The following is a 17,227-nucleotide window of genomic DNA, read 5'->3' as shown; positions in this document are numbered from 1 at the left end:
TGCGCCGCAGCAGAAAACAGCGGCGGTATCGATGAAAATTGGCGTTCTGGGCGCCGGCGTGGTCGGGCTGACCACGGCCTGGTGGCTCACCGAGGCGGGGCACGAAGTTGTGCTGATCGACCGGGCGGCCGGCCCGGCGGCCGGCGCCAGTGGAGCCAATGGTGCGCAGTTGTCCTACCGCTACGTCGCGCCGATGGCCTCGCCGAAAATGCTGATGCAGTTGCCCGGGCTGCTGCTGCCCGGCGAGAACGCCATCCGGATGTCGCTCGACCTCGAACTGGTCGGCTGGGGCCTTCGTTTTCTCAAGGCCTGCACCAGTGCCGAAGTGGCGCGCACCACCGCGGCGCAACTGGCGCTGGCCGAACTGAGCCGGCTGGAGCTCGAGCGCCTGCTAGGCAAGGTGCCGATCGACTTCGGCCTGCGCACCGCCGGTAAGCTGGTGATCTTCCGTAGTGCCTCAGACTTCGCGGCAGCGAGGCCGGGCCCGAGCGATCCGGCCAGAGTGCTGACGCCGGCTGAATGCCTTGCCCTGGAACCGGGACTGGCGCTGAACGAAAGTGACTTCGTCGGTGGCGTTTATACCGAGTCGGAGCAGGTCGGCGACTGCGCCGCGTTTTGCGAGCAGCTCTTTGCCAAACTGAAAGAGAGCAACCGCGTCGAGGTGCGGATGAACACCGCGATCGGACGGCCGGTGGTGCAACGCCAGCGCATGACCGGCGTCGAAACCGACCATGGCGTTATCGAGGCCGATCAGTTCGTGCTGTCGCTCGGGTCTGGCGCCCGCGCTTTCGCGAAATCTTGTGGCTTCAATCTGCCTGTCTACCCGGTGAAGGGGCACTCGATCACCGTTGCCGATGACGGCCAATCGCCGCTGACGCACAGCGTCACCGATTACAGTCGCAAGATCGTCTATGCACCGCTGCCGGGCGCGACGCGCATTGCCGGCTTCGCCGACTTCCAGGGCTACGACGCGACGCCGTCCGAGGCACGTATCGCGCAGTTGAAGGAAGCGGCGGCCGACACCTTCGACATTGACTGCTTTTGCGATGCCGAGCCCTGGGCCGGCTTGCGGCCGATGACGCCGGACAGCCGGGCGGTGATCGGGCCATCACCGCTTGCCGGACTTTTTCTCAACACCGGGCAGGGCATGCTCGGCTGGACGCTCGCCTGCGGCAGCGCACGGCTGACGGCCGATCTCATCGACGGCAAGAAGCCGGCGTGCCCGGCGGGGTCGTTTGATGTGAGAAGGTTCTAATAGTTTTGTCATTCCGGGGCGCGGACGAAGTCCGCGAGCCCGGAATCCATAACCCCGGCGCTGCGGAGTATGGATTCCGGGTCCGGCCCTTCGGGCCGTCCTGGAAGACGGCACTTACTCCCCCGCCAGTTCCTCGCGCATCATTTCAAGCTCGAGCCACTGATCTTCGGCCTCGGACAATTTACGCTGTGTCTCGCTCAGTTCCGCGGTGATCTTGTCAAAAGCGGTGCGGTCACGCGCGTAAAGTTGCGGATCGTTCAGCTTGTGCTGCAACTCGCTGGCTTTCTTGTGCAACGTCTCGATGGTCTTGGGCAGCGTTTCAGTGCCATGTTTTGTGCTGAGCTGAAGTTCTGTTTTGGCCGGCGGCTTTTCCGCAGCGGGCTTTGCGGTTTTCACGTCGCTTTCGGGGCTTTCCTTTGCACTCCGGCGCGCCAAATCTCGCCGCGCTGCTTGAAAGCCTGTCGGAATAGCCGCCGGATATTCGGCCAGCGGCCGTCGCCTTCCGGCACAATGACGCCGGACACGAGGCGGTCGAGAAAGTCGCGGTCGTGGCTGATCAGCAGCACGGTGCCGGGATAATCGCTGATCGTCTCTTCCAGAACGTCAAGCGTTTCCATGTCGAGATCGTTGGTCGGCTCGTCGAGCACAAGCATATTCGATGGCTGCGCCAGCGCCTGCGCCAGCATCAGGCGGCCGCGTTCGCCGCCTGACAGCTTGCCGAGCGGCGTGCGCGCCTGCTCGGGCGAGAATAGAAAGTCCTTCATGTAGCCGATGACATGTTTCGGCGTGCCGTTGGCCATGACGGTTTCACCAGCGCCGCCGGTCAACGCGTCGGCGACCGTGGTGTCCGGGTTGAGGCTGTCGCGATGCTGGTTCAGCGTGGCGATGGCGAGATTGGCGCCGAGCTTGACGCTGCCGGAGTCCGGCGTGTCGGCGCCGGTCAGCAGATTGATGAGCGTGGTCTTGCCGGTGCCGTTCGGCCCGACGATGCCGATGCGGTCGCCACGCGCCACGCGCAGCGAGAAGTCCTTGACGATGGCGCGCTCGCCGTAGCTCTTGGAGATATCCTTGGCCTCGATTACCAGCGCGCCGGACTGCTGCGCGCTGCCGGCGGTAATGGCGGCGGCGCCCGCCGTGCCGCGATAGCTGCGGCGCTGTTCGCGCAAGGCGGCGAGTTCGCCGACACGGCGCATGTTGCGCTTGCGCCGAGCGGTGACGCCATAGCGCATCCAGTGCTCTTCGGCGGCAATCTTGCGGTCGAGCTTGTGCTGGTCGCGCTCTTCCTCCGCCAGAACCTGGTCGCGCCATTCCTCGAAGAAGGCAAAGCCCTTGTCGAGCCGTCGCGTGGTGCCGCGATCGAGCCACACTGTTGTGCGCGTCAGGTTGGACAGAAAACGTCGGTCGTGGCTGATGACCACCAACGCGGTGCGGCGCGCCGCGAGGTCGCGCTCCAGCCATTCGATGGTCGGCAGGTCGAGATGATTGGTCGGCTCGTCGAGCATCAGGATGTCGGGATCAGATGCCAGTGCATAAGCGAGTGACACGCGCCGCGCTTCGCCACCGGACAGATGCGACGGGTCCTCGGTGCCGGTGAGCCCAAGCTCCTCCAGCAATTGCCGCGCGATGTAGGGATCGTCGGTCGGCTTCAGCCCGCTTTCGACATATGACAATGCCGTGGCGTGGTTGCCGAAATCCGGCTCCTGCGACAGGTACCGCACCAGCGCGCCCGGCTGCACGAACACGGTGCCGGCGTCCGGCTCGACCAGCCCGGCGGCGATCTTGAGCAGCGTCGATTTGCCCGAACCGTTGCGGCCGACCAGCGACACGCGTTCGCCGGTCGAGACCGACAGGTCGGCGCCGGTGAGCAGCGGCGTGCCGCCGAAGGTCAGCTTGATGCCGGTCAGTTGCAGAAGGGGAGGAGGCGCCATGGCCTCTCGCTACAGGCCGGGCGCGCCGAGGTCAAAGCAAAGTCGGCGCCGAGAGTGAGAAATTTGCACATAAATATCAGATAGTTGAGAAAGCATCGTGCGCGGGCTATTTCTTGCGGATCCGGAAAGTCAGCAAGTCCCGGCCTTGTTCCTTGCCGGTGTCGCGGGCTTCCAGTGTATCGCCGGTCTGGCGCACCAGATTGGGGATATCGATAGCGGCCATCGGATCGGTGCATTCGGCGATCACGACATCGCCGGACCGTAGCGTCGACAGCATCTTTTTCACGCGCAGCGTGGGCAGCGGGCATTTCAGGCCACGCAGGTTCATAATCTTTTCAGCCAAGGTTCGGCTCCTGTTGCCGCCGCTGCTGCGCTAGACTGACTTTTTCATCGCACACGGGAACGACCAGGGAAATATGGCGGCCGCTTCGGAGACCCTCCAGACAATTTCGAAGCTGACGCCATTGTCCGAGGTCACGGCAATGGTCGATCTCCGCGTCAAGCCGGTGACCCCGCGCACCCTCGACGTCGCCGCCGCGGCCGGTCGCGCACTCGCGGTCGATGCCATGGGCGCGGCGCGGCCGTCGTCCTCGCTCGCGCTCGTCGACGGCTGGGCGCTCGCCGCCGATGCCACGCTCGGCGCCGGGCCTTACGCGCCGATGCCACTGATCCACCCCCCGCAACGCATCGAGACAGGGCAGGTTCTGCCGCCGGACGCGGACAGCGTCGCGTCTCTCGACGCAGTGAAGATCACGAACGGATTTGCCGAAGCGCTCGCCACCATCAATCCGGGCGATGGCGTGTTGCCGGCCGGCGGCGACAACGACCCGGATATTCCGTTGCGCCGCGCCGGCGAGCGTCTGCGCATGACCGATCTTGCCGCATTCACCGCCGTCGGTCTGTCGCGCATCGCGGTGCGTGAGCCGCGCATCCGCGTGCTGCCGCTGCGCGGCACCACCATCGTCGGCGCCGCGGCGCGGCTGCTGGCGAGCGATATCGAGCGTCGCGGCGGCGCTGCCAAACTCGACGATCCCGCCCGCGATCTCGGCACCGTGCTCGCATCCGAATCGGCCGACGCCATTGTCGTCATCGGCGGCACCGGTTCGGGCCGCAACGACACGAGCGTTCATACGATGGCGCGCGATTGCGAACTCGCGGTGCATGGCATGGCGATTGCGCCTGGCGAAACCGCCGCGCTCGGTTTCGCCGGCCCGCGGCCGTTGTTGCTGTTGCCGGGACGGCTCGACGCGGCCCTGAGCGTTTGGCTCGCGGTTGGGCGTCGCATTCAGGATCGCCTCGCCGGAGTGCCGGGCGGCGAGCGCCAGCCGTACAGAATACTCACCTTGTCGCGCAAGATATCGTCCACCGTCGGCCTCGTCGAAATCGTGCCGGTGCGCCGTGTGCAGGATACGGTTGAGCCGCTGGCGTCGAAATATTTGCCGCTGTCGGCACTGACGCGCTCGGACGGCTGGGTCATGGTGCCGGCGGAAAGCGAAGGCTATGCGGAGGGCTCCGCGGTTCAGGTGAGGCCGTGGCCATGAGCGATATCGGAAGCCGCAGGCAGGACGACAGCGATTTGATCAGGCGCGTGCGCGCGGCGGCGCGGCAGGAGCAGTTTCTCGAAGTTGTCTCCGCCGAAGAAGCGCGTGCGCGCTTCGAGAAGCACATCGAACTCAAGCCGCTCGACTCCGAGCGCGTCACGCTGGCCGAGGCGCTGAACCGCATTCTGGCGCATGATGTCGTCGCCGCGACCGACGCACCGCCATTCGACCGCGCCAATGTCGATGGCTTTGCGCTGCGCGCAGCCGACACTATCGGCGCCAGCGATATGGCGCCGAAGATCCTGACGTTGAATGCCGAAGTGATCGCCTGCGGCGACAGCCCGACGATCGAGGTGATGCCCGGCACGGGAACGACGATCGCGACCGGCGGCGTGGTGCCGCGCGGCGCCGATGCGGTCGTCATGATCGAACAGACCGAATTGATAGCCGAGGGCGCGCCGCGCATCGAACTGCGCCGCGCTGCGACGCCGGGACAGTTCATCTCCTATGCCGGCTCCGACATCGCGCGTGGCGAGACATTGCTGCGCAAGGGCGTGCGCATCGGTTCGCGCGAGATCGGCATGCTGGCCGCGAGCGGACTCGCGCATGTCGACGTCGTGCGCCGGCCGCGCGTTGCGGTGATCTCCACCGGCGACGAACTGGTGCCGCCGGGCGAATCGCTCAAGCCGGCGGGCATCTACGACTCCAATGGCGCCATCATTGCCGCGGCGGTGGTCGAGGCCGGCGGCGAAGCGGTGCCGTTTGGTGCCGTCCCCGACGACAAGGCGGCGCTCGACAAGGCGGTGCGTGAAGCGCTCGCCTCGTGCGACATGGTGGTGCTGTCGGCCGGCACGTCGAAAGGCGCGGGCGATCTGTCGCATGCCGTGGTGGCCGGGCTCGGTGCGCCGGGCATCCTCGTGCACGGCGTCGCGCTCAAGCCGGGCAAGCCTTTGTGTCTCGGCGTGGTCGGCACAACTCCTTTCGCCGTGCTGCCGGGTTTCCCGACCTCGGCGATCTTCACCTTTCACGCCTTCGTCGCGCCGGTGATCCGCGCGCTGGCCGGCCTGCCGCCGGAAGCGGCGCAAACCATCGAGGCGCGCGTGCCGGTGCGCATTGCGTCCGAACTCGGCCGCAAGGAGTTCGTGCTGGTGTCGCTGGTCGAAGGCGACGACGGGCCGGTGGCGTTCCCGACGGGCAAGGGCTCGGGCGCGGTGACCAGTTTTTCGCAAGCCGACGGCTTCATCGAGATCGATGCGCTGGCGGGCGCGCTCGATGCCGATACGCACGTGCGCGTGACGCTGATCGGCGCCGGCGCGGCCGCGCCCGACGTGACCATCATGGGCAGCCATGACGTCGCGCTCGATGTTGTGGTCGGCGCGCTGGCCGAGCGCGGCTTCTCGGCGCGCACGCTGGCGGTCGGCAGCCTTGGCGGCGTCGCGGCGGCGACCCGCGGCCAATGTGATATCGCGCCGGTGCATCTGATCGATCCACGCAGCGGCGACTACAACAAACACCTGGTCACGCCGGACTTGTCACTGGTGCCCGGCTGGAAACGCATGCAGGGCATCGTCTATCGCGCAGGCGACAAGCGCTTCGACGGCAGGAGCGCAGCCGAGGCGATCAAGGCGGCGCTGGTCGACGCCGGCATCCTGATGGTCAACCGCAATGCTGGCGCCGGCACGCGGGTCCTGATCGACCGGTTGCTCGGCGGGGCCAAGCCGCCGGGCTACGCCAACCAGCCGAAGTCGCACAACGCCGTCGCGGCGGCGATCGCCCAGGGCCGCGCCGACTGGGGCGTTGCCATCGAGCCGGTGGCGAAAATGTACGGTCTCGGCTTCGTCCCGGTCGCACCGGAACATTACGACTTCCTGGTCGTCGAAAGCCGCAAGGCGCGCCCGGCGGTCCAGGCGTTTCTCGCTGCACTGCGTGATGAGACGACCCGGGCCCGTATTCGCGCCATCGGCATGGAGCCGGCCGCGTAAGCGGTCATGTCTCGCAATGGGAAAGGCCGCAGTCGCAGGGTAGTCATAAAAGCTGTGCCCGTCGTCCCGCACTATTGACCCTCCGGCAAGCCGCACGGTACTTTTGTATATTCACGGATAATCGCAGCGACGTCGGATCGCCCGACGCCAGGAACGGGCGCCCGAGCGCAATTCGCAAAATGTCGGAACGCGGACTTCTGCAGGCCATTCGCGCCGCCGGTGGCGTTACGGAACTGGCGCGTCGTATCGGCATTTCGCAGCCGTCGGTGTCGAACTGGTCGCGTGTTCCGGCCAGCCGGGTTGTCGCGGTGGAGACCGCGACCGGCGTCGATCGCTCCATCCTGCGGCCCGATCTCTATGCCGCGACGGACGATGGCTCCGATGACATGGATTTCGCGCGCGACCGCGAGCACGCCATCATCGGCGCGCGTTTCAAGTCGAAGATGCGCATCGTCGGTCTCGCCGGCTGGAGCAATTCGGGCAAGACCACGCTCATTACCAAGCTCATTCCGGTGCTGAAGACGCGGGGCATCAGCGTCTCGACGCTCAAGCACGCGCATCACGGTTTCGATCTCGACCAGCCGGGCAAGGACAGCTTTATGCACCGCAAGGCCGGCGCGACCGAGGTGATCATCGCCTCGGCGAACCGCTGGGCGATGCTGCACGAGCTGCGCGAGGAAGAAGAGTGGGACATGCTCGACCTGGTGGCCAAGCTGTCGCCGGTCGATCTGGTGCTGGTCGAAGGCTTCAAGCGCGACGCCTTCCCCAAGATCGAGGTTCATCGCGCCGCCAACGAAAAGCCGTTGTTGTATCCGAACGATTCTTACATCGCCGCTATCGCGTCGGATATCGCCTTGCCGCAGGTCAAGCTGCCGGTCGTCGATCTCAACGACGTTGAAGCGATCGCCGACCTGTTGCTCAAGCACGCCGTCACGGTCGGCGAAGTCGAACGCGCGATGGCCGGCTAATCCGGCATCACGCCGCTTGCGCATGCGGGAGAACTCATGGCGCAACTGACCGACGACTGCTTCGCATTCTCCGGCGCGCTTTTGCCGCTGCCGGAGATGGAGCGGCTGATCGCCGAGCGCATCGCTCCGGTGTCCGAAACCGAGCGCGTGGCGCTCCGCAGCGCTCGCGGCCGCGTCACCGCGAACGATATCAAGGCGCCGGTCGATCTGCCGCCCTTCGATAACTCGGCCGTCGATGGCTATGCGGTGCGTCACGCCGATCTCGATGCAAACGGCGACACGACGCTTGCGGTCAGCGGCCGTCTCACCGCCGGTGCGCGCGCCGATCTGACGCTGGGGTCGAAACAGGCGATCCGCATCTTCACCGGTGCGGCGATGCCGGCCGGCGCCGACACGGTTTACATGCAGGAAGATGTCGCCGTTGACGGCGACAAGGTCACGGTGCCGAAAGGCCTGGCGCTCGGCGCCAACCGGCGGCTGGCGGGCGAGGATGTCGCGGCCGGGCGCATCGTGCTGCCGGCGGGCACAGTGCTCGAAGCGCAGCATATCGCCCTGCTGGCGGCGCTCGGTATCGTCGATGTCGAAGTGCGGCGGCGGCTCAAGGTCGCGATCTTCTCGACCGGCGACGAAGTCGTCGAGCCGGGGGCGGCGCGCGGCGGCGCGGCGATCTTCGATTCCAATCGCTATCTCATCAGCGCGCTGCTCGAACAGCTCGGCGCCGTGGTGACCGATCTCGGCATTCTGCGCGACGATCCCGCCGAACTGTCACGCGCGCTCGCCAAGGCGGCGGCATGGCACGATCTCATTATCACCTCAGGCGGTGTTTCGACCGGCGATGCCGATTACGTGCGCGCCGCGGTGGAGAAGATCGGCAGCCTGGTGTTCTGGCGCATTGCCATCAAGCCGGGGCGGCCGGTGGCGATGGGCGTAATCCGCGCCGCGCCGCGCAAGGATTACGCTGCCAATGCCGGCGCCGCCTTCTGCGGATTGCCCGGCAATCCGGTGGCGGTGTTCGTCACTTTCGTGCGCGTGGTGAAGCCGCTGCTGCTGCGGCTGTCCGGGGCGCGGCCGCAGGTACTGCTGCCATTGCCGGTGCGGTCTGCCTTTGCTTATAAAAAGAAGAAGGACCGCCGCGAATATGTGCGCGTGGCCCTGCGGCGCGCCGCTGACGGCGAGATCGAGGCGGTGAAGCACCCGCAGGATGGCGCCGGCATTCTGACGTCGCTCACCGAGACCGACGGGCTGCTGGAGTTTCCCGAGGATTTGACCTCGATCGCACCCGGCGATCGCGTCGGCTTTCTCTCCTTCGCGGCGCTGATGGGCTAGCCAAAACGCTCCGCGAGCGCGTTGGCGCGTTCGGCATCATCCGGCGTATTGACGTTGAAGAATGGATCGACCGGCTCGGTCGGCCATTCAGCAATGGCGATGCCGTGCCGCGCGGTCCACACCTCGATCTTGCGCAAGTTCTCCTTCACCAGCGCCTTGCGCAGATCCTCGCGCAGCGCCAGCGGCCACAGGCCGACCACTGGATGACGCCAGTCGCCAGACTTGGCGCAGGCGAGCGGTACACCCGCGCCCAGCTTGCGCCGCGCGCCATGCAGGCGTTCGACGAGATCGTCGGGCAGGAACGGGCAGTCGCCCGGCACGCTCAGGAGCCATTCGATGCCGCGGTCCTGCGCCGCCAGCCAGTCCAGCCCGGCGAGAATGCCGGCAAGCGGACCGGGGTGGTCAGGCACGCTGTCAGGGATGACTTCGCAGCCGGTGTCGGCAAAGCGCGCCGGATCGCCATTAGCATTGATGACGACGCCGGCGCATTGCCCCGACAAAGTCGCGAGTACGCGGTCGAGAATGGTCGAGCCGCCGATCTTGATATGCGCCTTGTCGCCGCCGCCCATACGGCGCGCGAGGCCGCCGGCGAGAACGAGGCCGAAGGTGGGAGGGTGGGAAAAAGTCATGCGGTGTATGTAATGGAGGCGCGGGTTGTCGGCGAGTCTTCTTCCCCTCTCCCCTTGGGGGAGAGGGTGGCGAGCCATAAGCGCGTTTACGCGCGTCTTCGACGCGCTATGGCGAGCCGGGAGAGGGGTTCATGGATTATGCGGAGGTGGCTACCCCTCTCCCGTCCTCGCTCGGCTTCGCCTCCGCTCGGACACCCTCTCCCCCAAGGGGAGAGGGGAAGGTGTGTATGCCGCTCTGCCTCGACTCAATCCTCCAGCGCCGCCTTGCGGCGATGCTTGGTGCCTTCATCCGGTACTTTGCTCAAATCCTGGTCGAACACGATGCGTTCTTCGCCCGCCAGCGCGACGAAGCGCTGGCCGCGAGCGCGGCCAATCAGCGTCAGATTGGCTTTGCGCGCCAACTCGACGCCCCAGGCGGTGAAGCCCGAGCGCGAGATCAGAATTGGAATGCCCATGCGCACAGTTTTGAGCACCATCTCCGAGGTGAGGCGGCCGGTGGTGTAGAATATCTTGTCGTGCGCTGCGACCTTTTCCTTGAACATCCAGCCGGCGATCTTGTCGACCGCGTTGTGGCGGCCGACGTCTTCCATATAGACCAGCGGCTTGTCTTCGTGGGCCAGCACGCAGCCGTGAATGGCGCCGGCTTCGAGATAAAGCGACGGCGTGGTGTTGATCTTGTGGGTCAGCGCATAGAGCCATGACGTGCGCAGCGGCGTTGCCGGCAGCGAGACATCCTCCAGCGCCTCCATCAGGTCGCCGAACACGGTGCCCTGGGCGCAGCCTGAAGTCTGTACCTTCTTCTTCAGCTTCTTCTCGTAGTTCGTCTTGCGTTTGGTGCGCACGACGACGAGCGACAGTTCCTCGTCGTAATCGACGCCGGTGACGACATCGTCCGGCAGAAGCATATGCTGATTGAGCAGGTAGCCGATCGCCAGATACTCCGGATAGTCGTTGATCGTCATCGCCGTGACGATCTCCTGGCTGTTGAGAAAGATCGTCAGCGGCCGCTCCACCGTCACCGAAGTCTCGATGCGGGCACCGGTCTGGTCGATGCCGGTGACGCGCTCGGTCAGCCGCGGATCGTTGGGATCGGGGCGGATGAGGTAGGAGTCGGCGCTGTCCGGCTTTGGGCTCATGGTCGCAATCTAGTCATTGAAGGCGCGGGATGAAAGGCGCGATCCGTCGCCGGAACTCCCGCCTTTCGTGCCCGCCGTTTACGCGCCCACGTCTTCCGCGTTCGGGAAAAACAGGCTCTGGCCGTCGATTTTGTAGCCGGCGATGTCCTTCTGGCCCTGCGGTGAGATGAGATAATTGATGAAGGCCTGGCCGAGGTCTTTCTTGACGCTCGGACATTTCGCCGGGTTCACCAGCATCACGCCGTATTGGTTGAACAGCCACTTGTCGCCCTCCACTGCGATGGCGAGATCCTGCTTGTTCTTGAAATGGATCCAGGTGGCACGGTCGGTCAGGGTGTAGCCATTGCCGGCGGCGGTGGTGTTGAGCGTCGCACCCATGCCTTGGCCGAGCGACTTGTACCAAGTGCCATTATCCTTCTCGATATCGACACCTGAGGCCTTCCATAGCGCCAGTTCGGCCGAATGCGTTCCGGAGCGGTCGCCGCGCGAAAAGAACGCCGCTCCCTTGTCCTTGATGGTGACCAGTGCCTTGGCGACGTCCTTGGTGCCCTTGATGCCGGCCGGATCGCTCTTCGGTCCGACAATGACGAAATCGTTGTACATGACCGGGAAGCGTTTCACGCCGGCCCCGTCGGCGACGAACTTCTCCTCTTGCGCCTTGGCGTGAACGAAGACGACGTCGGCGTCACAGCGCTTGCCGGTGTCGAGCGCCTGGCCCGTGCCTTGCGCAACGACCTTCACGGTGATGCCGGACTTCTCTTTGAACTTCGGCAACAGATATTCGAACAGGCCGGAATCCTGCGTCGAGGTGGTGGAGGCGACCACGATCGACTTGTCTTGCGCGAAGCCCGGCTGCGTGGCGAAAAGCGCGACGGCGAAAACGGCAGCGGTTGCGTTACGAACGTTGGACATGTGATCCTCCAATTGTCTTTTGTTGTCGTTTTTCACACCAGCAACTCGCCGGCGATGAATTGCCGGGCTTGTTCGGTGTTCGGTTGCATAAAGAATTCGGCGGCGGGGCCATGTTCGACGATACGGCCGCGATGCATCAGCATGACATCGCCGCCGAGGCGCCGCGCCTGGCCGAGATCGTGCGTCGACATGACGACCTTGACGCCGCGCTGCGCCACGGTGCGCACGATATCTTCGATGGATTTGGTCGCCGCCGGATCGAGGCTGGCGGTCGGCTCGTCGAGCAGCAGCACCGAAGGATCGCGCGCCAGAGCGCGCGCGAGAGCGAGGCGCTGCTGTTCGCCGCCGGACAGTTTTCGCGCCGGCCGCGCCGCGAGTCCGTCGAGGCCGACCAGCGTCATCAGCTCGGCGATACGTTCCTCATGCCGCGCACGCGGCACGCCCGCCGCGCCCAATGCATAAGCGATGTTGGCGGTGGCGGAGCGGCGCAGCATTACCGGCCGCTGGAACACGATGGCACGGCGCACCTGTGAGAGGTCGCTGCGGTTTCCCCAGGTCACGCTGCCCGTATTCGGCCGGACGAGGCCCATGAGGACGCGCAGCAAGGTGGTCTTGCCGGCGCCGTTGGGGCCGATCAGCATCGTCGGCGACCCCGTCGTGATCGTCTGCGTGACGCCATCGAGAATCGTCACGGCCCCGGCTTTGACAGTGATGCCGGACAGAACGATGGGGAGGTCTGCGTCGGGCGCGCGCATGGTCATCCCGCGTAGCGTTCGCCGGCGCGCCGGGCGGCCCAGGCGAGTGCGTTGATGACAATGACGATGGCCATCAGGACAATGCCAAGTCCGACCGCGAGCGGCAGGTCGCCCTTCGAGGTTTCGAGCGCGATGGCGGTGGTCATGGTGCGGGTGAAGCCGTCGATATTACCGCCGACGACGATGATGGCGCCGACTTCGGCGGCGGCGCGGCCGAAGCCGGCCAGCAGGGCGGTCATCAGAGAGAATCGCGCATCCCACACCAGCGTCGCGATGCGCGCCGCCGGGCCGATGTCCATGGCCGCTAGTTCTTCACGGTACTCGAGCCACAGGTCCTCGACCGTCTGGCGGGAGAGGGCGGCGATGATCGGAGTCACCAGCACAGTTTGCGCGATAATCATCGCCTGCGGCGTGAACAGGATGCCCAAGCTGCCGAGCGGCCCGGAGCGCGACAAAGCGAGATAAACGGCGAGGCCGACGACGACCGGCGGCAGGCCCATCAGGGCGTTGAGCACGACAATGACGCCGTCACGGCCGCGAAAGCGGGTGAGCGCGATCAGCGCGCCGAGCGGGATGCCGATGACGGCGGCGCAGAACGCGGCGCTGAGGCTGACGACGAGCGACAGAGCGATGATGCGATAGAGACCGGGATCGCCGGACAGGATCAGGGTCAGGGCTGAGGTGTCGCCGCTCACGGCGCCGCTCCCGGTTGTTTTGCGAACGTGTCGCCTTGACCCTTAGGGCCCTGCGCCCGGAAACAAAACCGGGTCCTCCCGATGGATTGATAGAAACATTAGATCGAAACTTGCCAAGTCACGGGGATAGTCTTAAGCAATGGCTTCGTTTCGCGGGCTCAGGGCGGCCCAGCCCTCTGTTTCCCAAAGCTAAGGAAAACCAGCGGAATCTGCCGGCGCGACTTTACGAATGCCGTTCGCAACGTTAGGTGAGGCGGGTCCGGAGAGGTGGCCGAGTGGCTGAAGGCGCACGCTTGGAAAGCGTGTATACGGGAAACCGTATCGAGGGTTCGAATCCCTCTCTCTCCGCCAGCCTGCCGGATATCCCGAAGCATTGTTAAATAGAGGGATATCGAACCCTCGATCTTTCGCGCGCTGCTTCGCGCTAGAGACGGCCCAGCTTAGCCGGGCCTATGGGTTCGAATCCCTCTCTCCGCCACTTCAATATTGAACCAGGATGCCAATTCCAGGGCGACTTCGCTCCTTTGGACGGACCAGCATCTTCGCGAATTATCCAGCCTGAGCGCCCGCATAGTTTAAAAACGGGCGTTTCCAGCGGTCATTTATCTCAAACCGCAATCACAGAAATACAATGTCGCGCCATTCTTCGCTGAAAGTCCCGCGGGTATTCTGACGTCGGCTGAATGAATTCGATCACAGACGGGACCTGCGAGAATGATCATCGCTCACTACGGGCATCGCCTGCCGGCCGACTACGACATCGGGTTGATCCGGGCACGGGCAAGGGAGCGCGGTCCACTTTGGGATGCCGTGCCGGAACTCTACTTCAAGGGCTTCCTCCTTCGCGAGAGTGGGAAATTCGGAGCGAATACGAATAGCTATTCATCGCTCTATCTATGGCGACAGGACGATGCCTTTCGCAGCTTTCTCGTGAAGGGAGGATACAAAATTGTCGTCGATCTGTTCGGGCGCGCAGCTATCGAGACACGCTTTGCGTTCGATGCGCGTAAGGGACCCGGAGGGGAGGCCCGCTTTGCCTATCGGCAAGAGACTCAGATCGCGGTTGATACGGACTTGGGAACCGCATTTGCGAGCGAGATTGAACGCAATAAGGAAACAGCCGTGCGTGCGGGAACTGTTGCAGCTGCCGTCGGCGTCGACGTCCTGAACTGGCAAATCACGCGCGTCGTGCTATCGGATCGCGAACAGGCTGACGCTGGCACGGGCTATCAAATCCTTCATTTGGCACGACCGTTGTTGGACACGCTGCCCGACAGCAGCGAGTGATGAGCTATCAACAAGCGGTATTTACGCCGAGGGTGGACGGTGTTCGCGAAAAGCGGTCGCGAGGGTTCTCAGCGCTTCGCGGGATTTGGCATCCGAGAGTGTCGACAGAAGAACAATTTCGGATGAGGGAAGCGAAGGCAGTCCGAACCGCTGACTAACCTCGATCGTGCCAGCTGGCGCGAGCCGGCAAGAGAATACGGCAGTGGCTAACCCGGCCGAAACGGCATCCGCAACGACGGAGGAGCCGCCGCCAAGGAAAACTTCCGTCCAGGCTATCCCCGCGGCGTCGAGCGCGCGGGTGGCGACGTCACGGACTCCGCAGGATGGTGACAAAGCAGCCAAACGCAGCGGCTCGCCCGTTCGATGCACGAAGCCCGGAGTTGCAAACCAGCCGAAGTGTTCCGGCGCAAGCACCTCTCCGTCGCGCCGGTCGTCCTCCCGGCGGACGATCGCGGCATCGATTTCGCCACGCTCGAAAGCGTCGAGCAGATTGCGCGAATTGTCGAGCCGAACCTCGATGGTGAGCGCTGGGTCGTGCGCGTTCAGCCGCGCCAGCAGTGTTGGAAGCTCCGAACCGGCGACATGGGTGGCAATACCGAGCGCAAATCGTCGACGTGTGGAGGATAAACCCGCGATGGCGCGGTCATGTGCAGCCAGGAAGTCGCGCGCGGATTCCAGGAACACAGCGCCCTGCGCCGACAGGCGCACTAAGCGAGGCGTCCGCTCGATCAGCTTCTGGCCGAGCCGATCTTCCAGCCTCTTCAACTTCACGCTGATCGCGCCCTGCGTGGTGCCAAGCGCCTCGGCCGCGCGTGTGAAGCTCTGGTGATTGGCAATCGCCACGAACGCCTGGACGGCATCCACGTCCAGTATGGCCATCTCATTTATCCAAATTTGTTGTCTTAGGTATAGTCAATCATCCAGTTCTGAAATGGTCAAGGTCCGACTATGTTGCTTTCACGCAGCAACGCGCGGGCCGGGCTGTCCTTCCTTCTTGTCGCCTCCGGATTTCGCCGTTGCCAACGACAATGTCGGAAGGCCAAACCATGCCCCCTGCACTGACACGCCGAAGCACGGTCGCATTGGCCGCCGCTTGCCTCTCATCTCTCATGTTCGGTCTGGAGATTTCCAGCATCCCCGCAATCCTGCCGACGTTGGAGGAGGTGCTGCACGCTGATTTCAAGCAACTCCAATGGATCATGAACGCCTACACGATCGCAGTGACGACCGTTCTGATGGCGACCGGTACGCTGGCCGACCGCTATGGGCGTAAGTGCATCTTCATGACTTCGATCGCTGCATTTGGCGTGACCTCGCTGATTTGCGGCGTGACTGAAGACGTCTCGGTCTTGATCGTTGCCCGATTTCTCCAGGGCATGAGCGGCGGCGCGATGCTGATCTGTCAGATCGCCGTCCTCTCCCATCAATTCCAGGAAGGACGGCATCGCGCTATCGCCTTCGGCTGGTGGGGAATCATCTTCGGTATTGGCCTTGGCTTCGGCCCAATCATCGGCGGCGCGATCGTCGTGGTTTCGAGTTGGAGGTGGGTGTTCCTCGTTCACGCCTTGTTTGCTGTCGTGGCACTTATCCTCGCCCAAAGCGGCGTTCAGGAATCGAAGGACTCGCAGGCAAGCAGCCTCGACATTGCGGGCATCATTGCGCTGTCGTTGTCGGTCTTTTGTCTCGCGTTCTTCATCACACAGGGGCCGGATCTCGGTTTCGTTAGCCTGGCAGCCTTGGGAGTCATTGGCGTTTCGGTCATCAGTTTCATCGCCTTCCTCATTGCGGAGAAGGTTAGCCCACGACCGATGTTCGATTTTTCCGTATTCCGCATCCGCACCTTTTCCGGCGCGCTCGTCGGCTCGGCCGCGATGAATATCAGCTTCTGGCCTTTCATGATCTACTTGCCGATCTGGTTTCAGGCGGGCCTCGGTTATGACAGCGTTTCGGCGGGCCTCGCGTTGCTCGCCTATACACTCCCGACGCTCGTCGTGCCGCCGGTGGCGGAGCGGCTTTCGTTAAGATACCGGCCTGGTATTGTCATTCCTGCCGGCCTGCTCACGATCGGCGTGGGCTTCATTCTGATGAAGTTTGGCAGCGCCGCTGCCCAGGCAAGTTGGCTGACGATGCTGCCAGGCTGTATCCTCGCTGGCGTTGGGCTGGGACTGACCAACACGCCTGTCACCAATACCACCACAGGTTCAGTGCCAAGCGAGCGCGCCGGAATGGCGTCTGGCATCGACATGAGCGCCCGGATGGTCTCATTGGCGGTCAACATCGCGATAATGGGGTTCATCTTGGTCAGTGGCGTGCTGGCGCACCTCAGGAGCGCATTGCCAGAAACGCTGGATGCCACATATCTGCGCTCTCTTGCCGAGAGGATCGCCGCCGGAAACACGGTGTCCGGTCCAGAGCTATCCGAGTCGCTCATCCACCAAGCGCTTGTCCAAGGCTTTGGGTGGATGATGCTCTATGGAGGGGTTGGTGTCTTGGGGCTCGCTGGCGTCAGCTTCCTTATCTTCCACTCTCAGGAACTTCGGCCGATCAAAAATCAATGAATGGACGGAGTCCGGCAATGCAGAGCTCCGCGTCGTGCAAATTTGCTCACGTCGGTCGAAACGGCGCGCGAACAGAGCGTGCGCCACTTGACGGAAGGTGCGTGCGCCTTGGAGTGATGCGAGTTTGGAGAGGTGGCCGAGTGATTGAAGGCGCACAAGCGCGCTGCGGCGCGCATAAATTTCCGCAGCGCATCGTCGAATTGTGATCAGGTGGAGGATATTCTCGCACCGCGTCCGGCGCGGCCGCGGTCGGCT

At 64.2% G+C, this 17,227-nt stretch carries 14 protein-coding genes, 1 tRNA gene and 1 pseudogene; 8 read left to right on the top strand and 8 right to left on the bottom strand.

Translation table 11 applies throughout. The features are described 5' to 3' along the window. Positions 1 to 31 precede the first annotated feature (31 nt). Positions 32 to 1,255: an FAD-dependent oxidoreductase gene (locus E8Q40_RS21095; protein WP_137046374.1), complete on the top strand. Its 1,224-nt coding sequence runs from the start codon at positions 32 to 34 to the stop codon at positions 1,253 to 1,255. Positions 1,256 to 1,369: 114 nt separating this feature from the next. Here E8Q40_RS21095 and E8Q40_RS21090 read toward each other — a convergent pair. Next, positions 1,370 to 3,183 (bottom strand): annotated as a pseudogene (locus tag E8Q40_RS21090) (ABC-F family ATP-binding cassette domain-containing protein). Between the two features lie 106 nt (positions 3,184 to 3,289). Beyond that, positions 3,290 to 3,526 carry a sulfurtransferase TusA family protein gene (locus E8Q40_RS21085; RefSeq protein ID WP_246662946.1) on the bottom strand — a complete coding sequence of 79 codons (237 nt, stop codon included), beginning with the start codon at positions 3,524 to 3,526 and terminating at the stop codon, positions 3,290 to 3,292. 73 nt (positions 3,527 to 3,599) lie between these two features. On the opposite strand from E8Q40_RS21085, the gene E8Q40_RS21080 reads away from it, so the two are divergent. The 4 genes from E8Q40_RS21080 to glp all read left to right on the top strand — a co-directional run bounded on the left by E8Q40_RS21080 (position 3,600) and on the right by glp (position 9,000). Then, entirely contained in the window at positions 3,600 to 4,724 is a 1,125-nt protein-coding gene (locus tag E8Q40_RS21080; protein ID WP_137046373.1) for a molybdopterin-binding protein, read from the top strand. Then, on the top strand, positions 4,721 to 6,706 hold the full coding sequence (locus E8Q40_RS21075; protein ID WP_137046372.1) for a molybdopterin biosynthesis protein: 1,986 nt from the start codon (positions 4,721 to 4,723) through the stop codon (positions 6,704 to 6,706). The genes E8Q40_RS21080 and E8Q40_RS21075 overlap by 4 nt, the downstream gene beginning before the upstream one ends. Before the next feature lie 179 nt (positions 6,707 to 6,885). After that, positions 6,886 to 7,674 (top strand): molybdopterin-guanine dinucleotide biosynthesis protein B, encoded by a 789-nt coding sequence (mobB, locus tag E8Q40_RS21070; RefSeq protein ID WP_137046371.1) that lies wholly within the window; start codon positions 6,886 to 6,888, stop codon positions 7,672 to 7,674. A 36-nt stretch (positions 7,675 to 7,710) separates the two neighbouring features. Next, positions 7,711 to 9,000 (top strand): gephyrin-like molybdotransferase Glp, encoded by a 1,290-nt coding sequence (gene glp, locus E8Q40_RS21065; RefSeq protein WP_137046370.1) that lies wholly within the window; start codon positions 7,711 to 7,713, stop codon positions 8,998 to 9,000. Here the strand turns inward: glp and mobA are convergent. The 5 genes from mobA to E8Q40_RS21040 all read right to left on the bottom strand — a co-directional run bounded on the left by mobA (position 8,997) and on the right by E8Q40_RS21040 (position 13,127). Further along, a complete protein-coding gene (gene mobA, locus E8Q40_RS21060; RefSeq protein WP_137046369.1) occupies positions 8,997 to 9,629 on the bottom strand; it encodes a molybdenum cofactor guanylyltransferase MobA in 633 nt (210 codons plus the stop codon). The genes glp and mobA overlap by 4 nt on opposite strands. A gap of 245 nt (positions 9,630 to 9,874) precedes the next feature. Next, a complete protein-coding gene (locus tag E8Q40_RS21055; RefSeq protein ID WP_137046368.1) occupies positions 9,875 to 10,765 on the bottom strand; it encodes a formate dehydrogenase accessory sulfurtransferase FdhD in 891 nt (296 codons plus the stop codon). Positions 10,766 to 10,843: 78 nt separating this feature from the next. Beyond that, complete coding sequence (locus E8Q40_RS21050) at positions 10,844 to 11,677, bottom strand: extracellular solute-binding protein (RefSeq protein WP_137046367.1); 834 nt, start codon at positions 11,675 to 11,677, stop codon at positions 10,844 to 10,846. 32 nt (positions 11,678 to 11,709) lie between these two features. Next, on the bottom strand, positions 11,710 to 12,432 hold the full coding sequence (locus E8Q40_RS21045) for an ATP-binding cassette domain-containing protein (protein WP_137046366.1): 723 nt from the start codon (positions 12,430 to 12,432) through the stop codon (positions 11,710 to 11,712). Between the two features lie 2 nt (positions 12,433 to 12,434). After that, positions 12,435 to 13,127: an ABC transporter permease gene (locus E8Q40_RS21040; protein WP_137046365.1), complete on the bottom strand. Its 693-nt coding sequence runs from the start codon at positions 13,125 to 13,127 to the stop codon at positions 12,435 to 12,437. 261 nt (positions 13,128 to 13,388) lie between these two features. Between E8Q40_RS21040 and E8Q40_RS21035 the strand changes: the two genes are divergently transcribed. Then, a tRNA-Ser gene (locus E8Q40_RS21035) sits at positions 13,389 to 13,478 on the top strand. Positions 13,479 to 13,841: 363 nt separating this feature from the next. Next, positions 13,842 to 14,414, top strand: coding sequence for a DUF4865 family protein (locus E8Q40_RS21030; RefSeq protein WP_137046364.1), 573 nt, complete (start codon positions 13,842 to 13,844; stop codon positions 14,412 to 14,414). Positions 14,415 to 14,435: 21 nt separating this feature from the next. Here the strand turns inward: E8Q40_RS21030 and E8Q40_RS21025 are convergent, their stop codons facing one another. Continuing rightward, a complete protein-coding gene (locus E8Q40_RS21025) occupies positions 14,436 to 15,293 on the bottom strand; it encodes a LysR family transcriptional regulator (RefSeq protein WP_168197927.1) in 858 nt (285 codons plus the stop codon). A gap of 167 nt (positions 15,294 to 15,460) precedes the next feature. On the opposite strand from E8Q40_RS21025, the gene E8Q40_RS21020 reads away from it, so the two are divergent. Further along, positions 15,461 to 16,972 carry an MFS transporter gene (locus E8Q40_RS21020; RefSeq protein ID WP_137046362.1) on the top strand — a complete coding sequence of 504 codons (1,512 nt, stop codon included), beginning with the start codon at positions 15,461 to 15,463 and terminating at the stop codon, positions 16,970 to 16,972. The last annotated feature ends 255 nt before the right edge of the window (positions 16,973 to 17,227 follow it).

This window comes from Pseudolabrys sp. FHR47 (assembly GCF_005153485.1).
Taxonomy (GTDB): Bacteria; Pseudomonadota; Alphaproteobacteria; order Rhizobiales; family Xanthobacteraceae; genus Pseudolabrys.
This window is presented reverse-complemented; position numbering and strand designations above follow the sequence as displayed.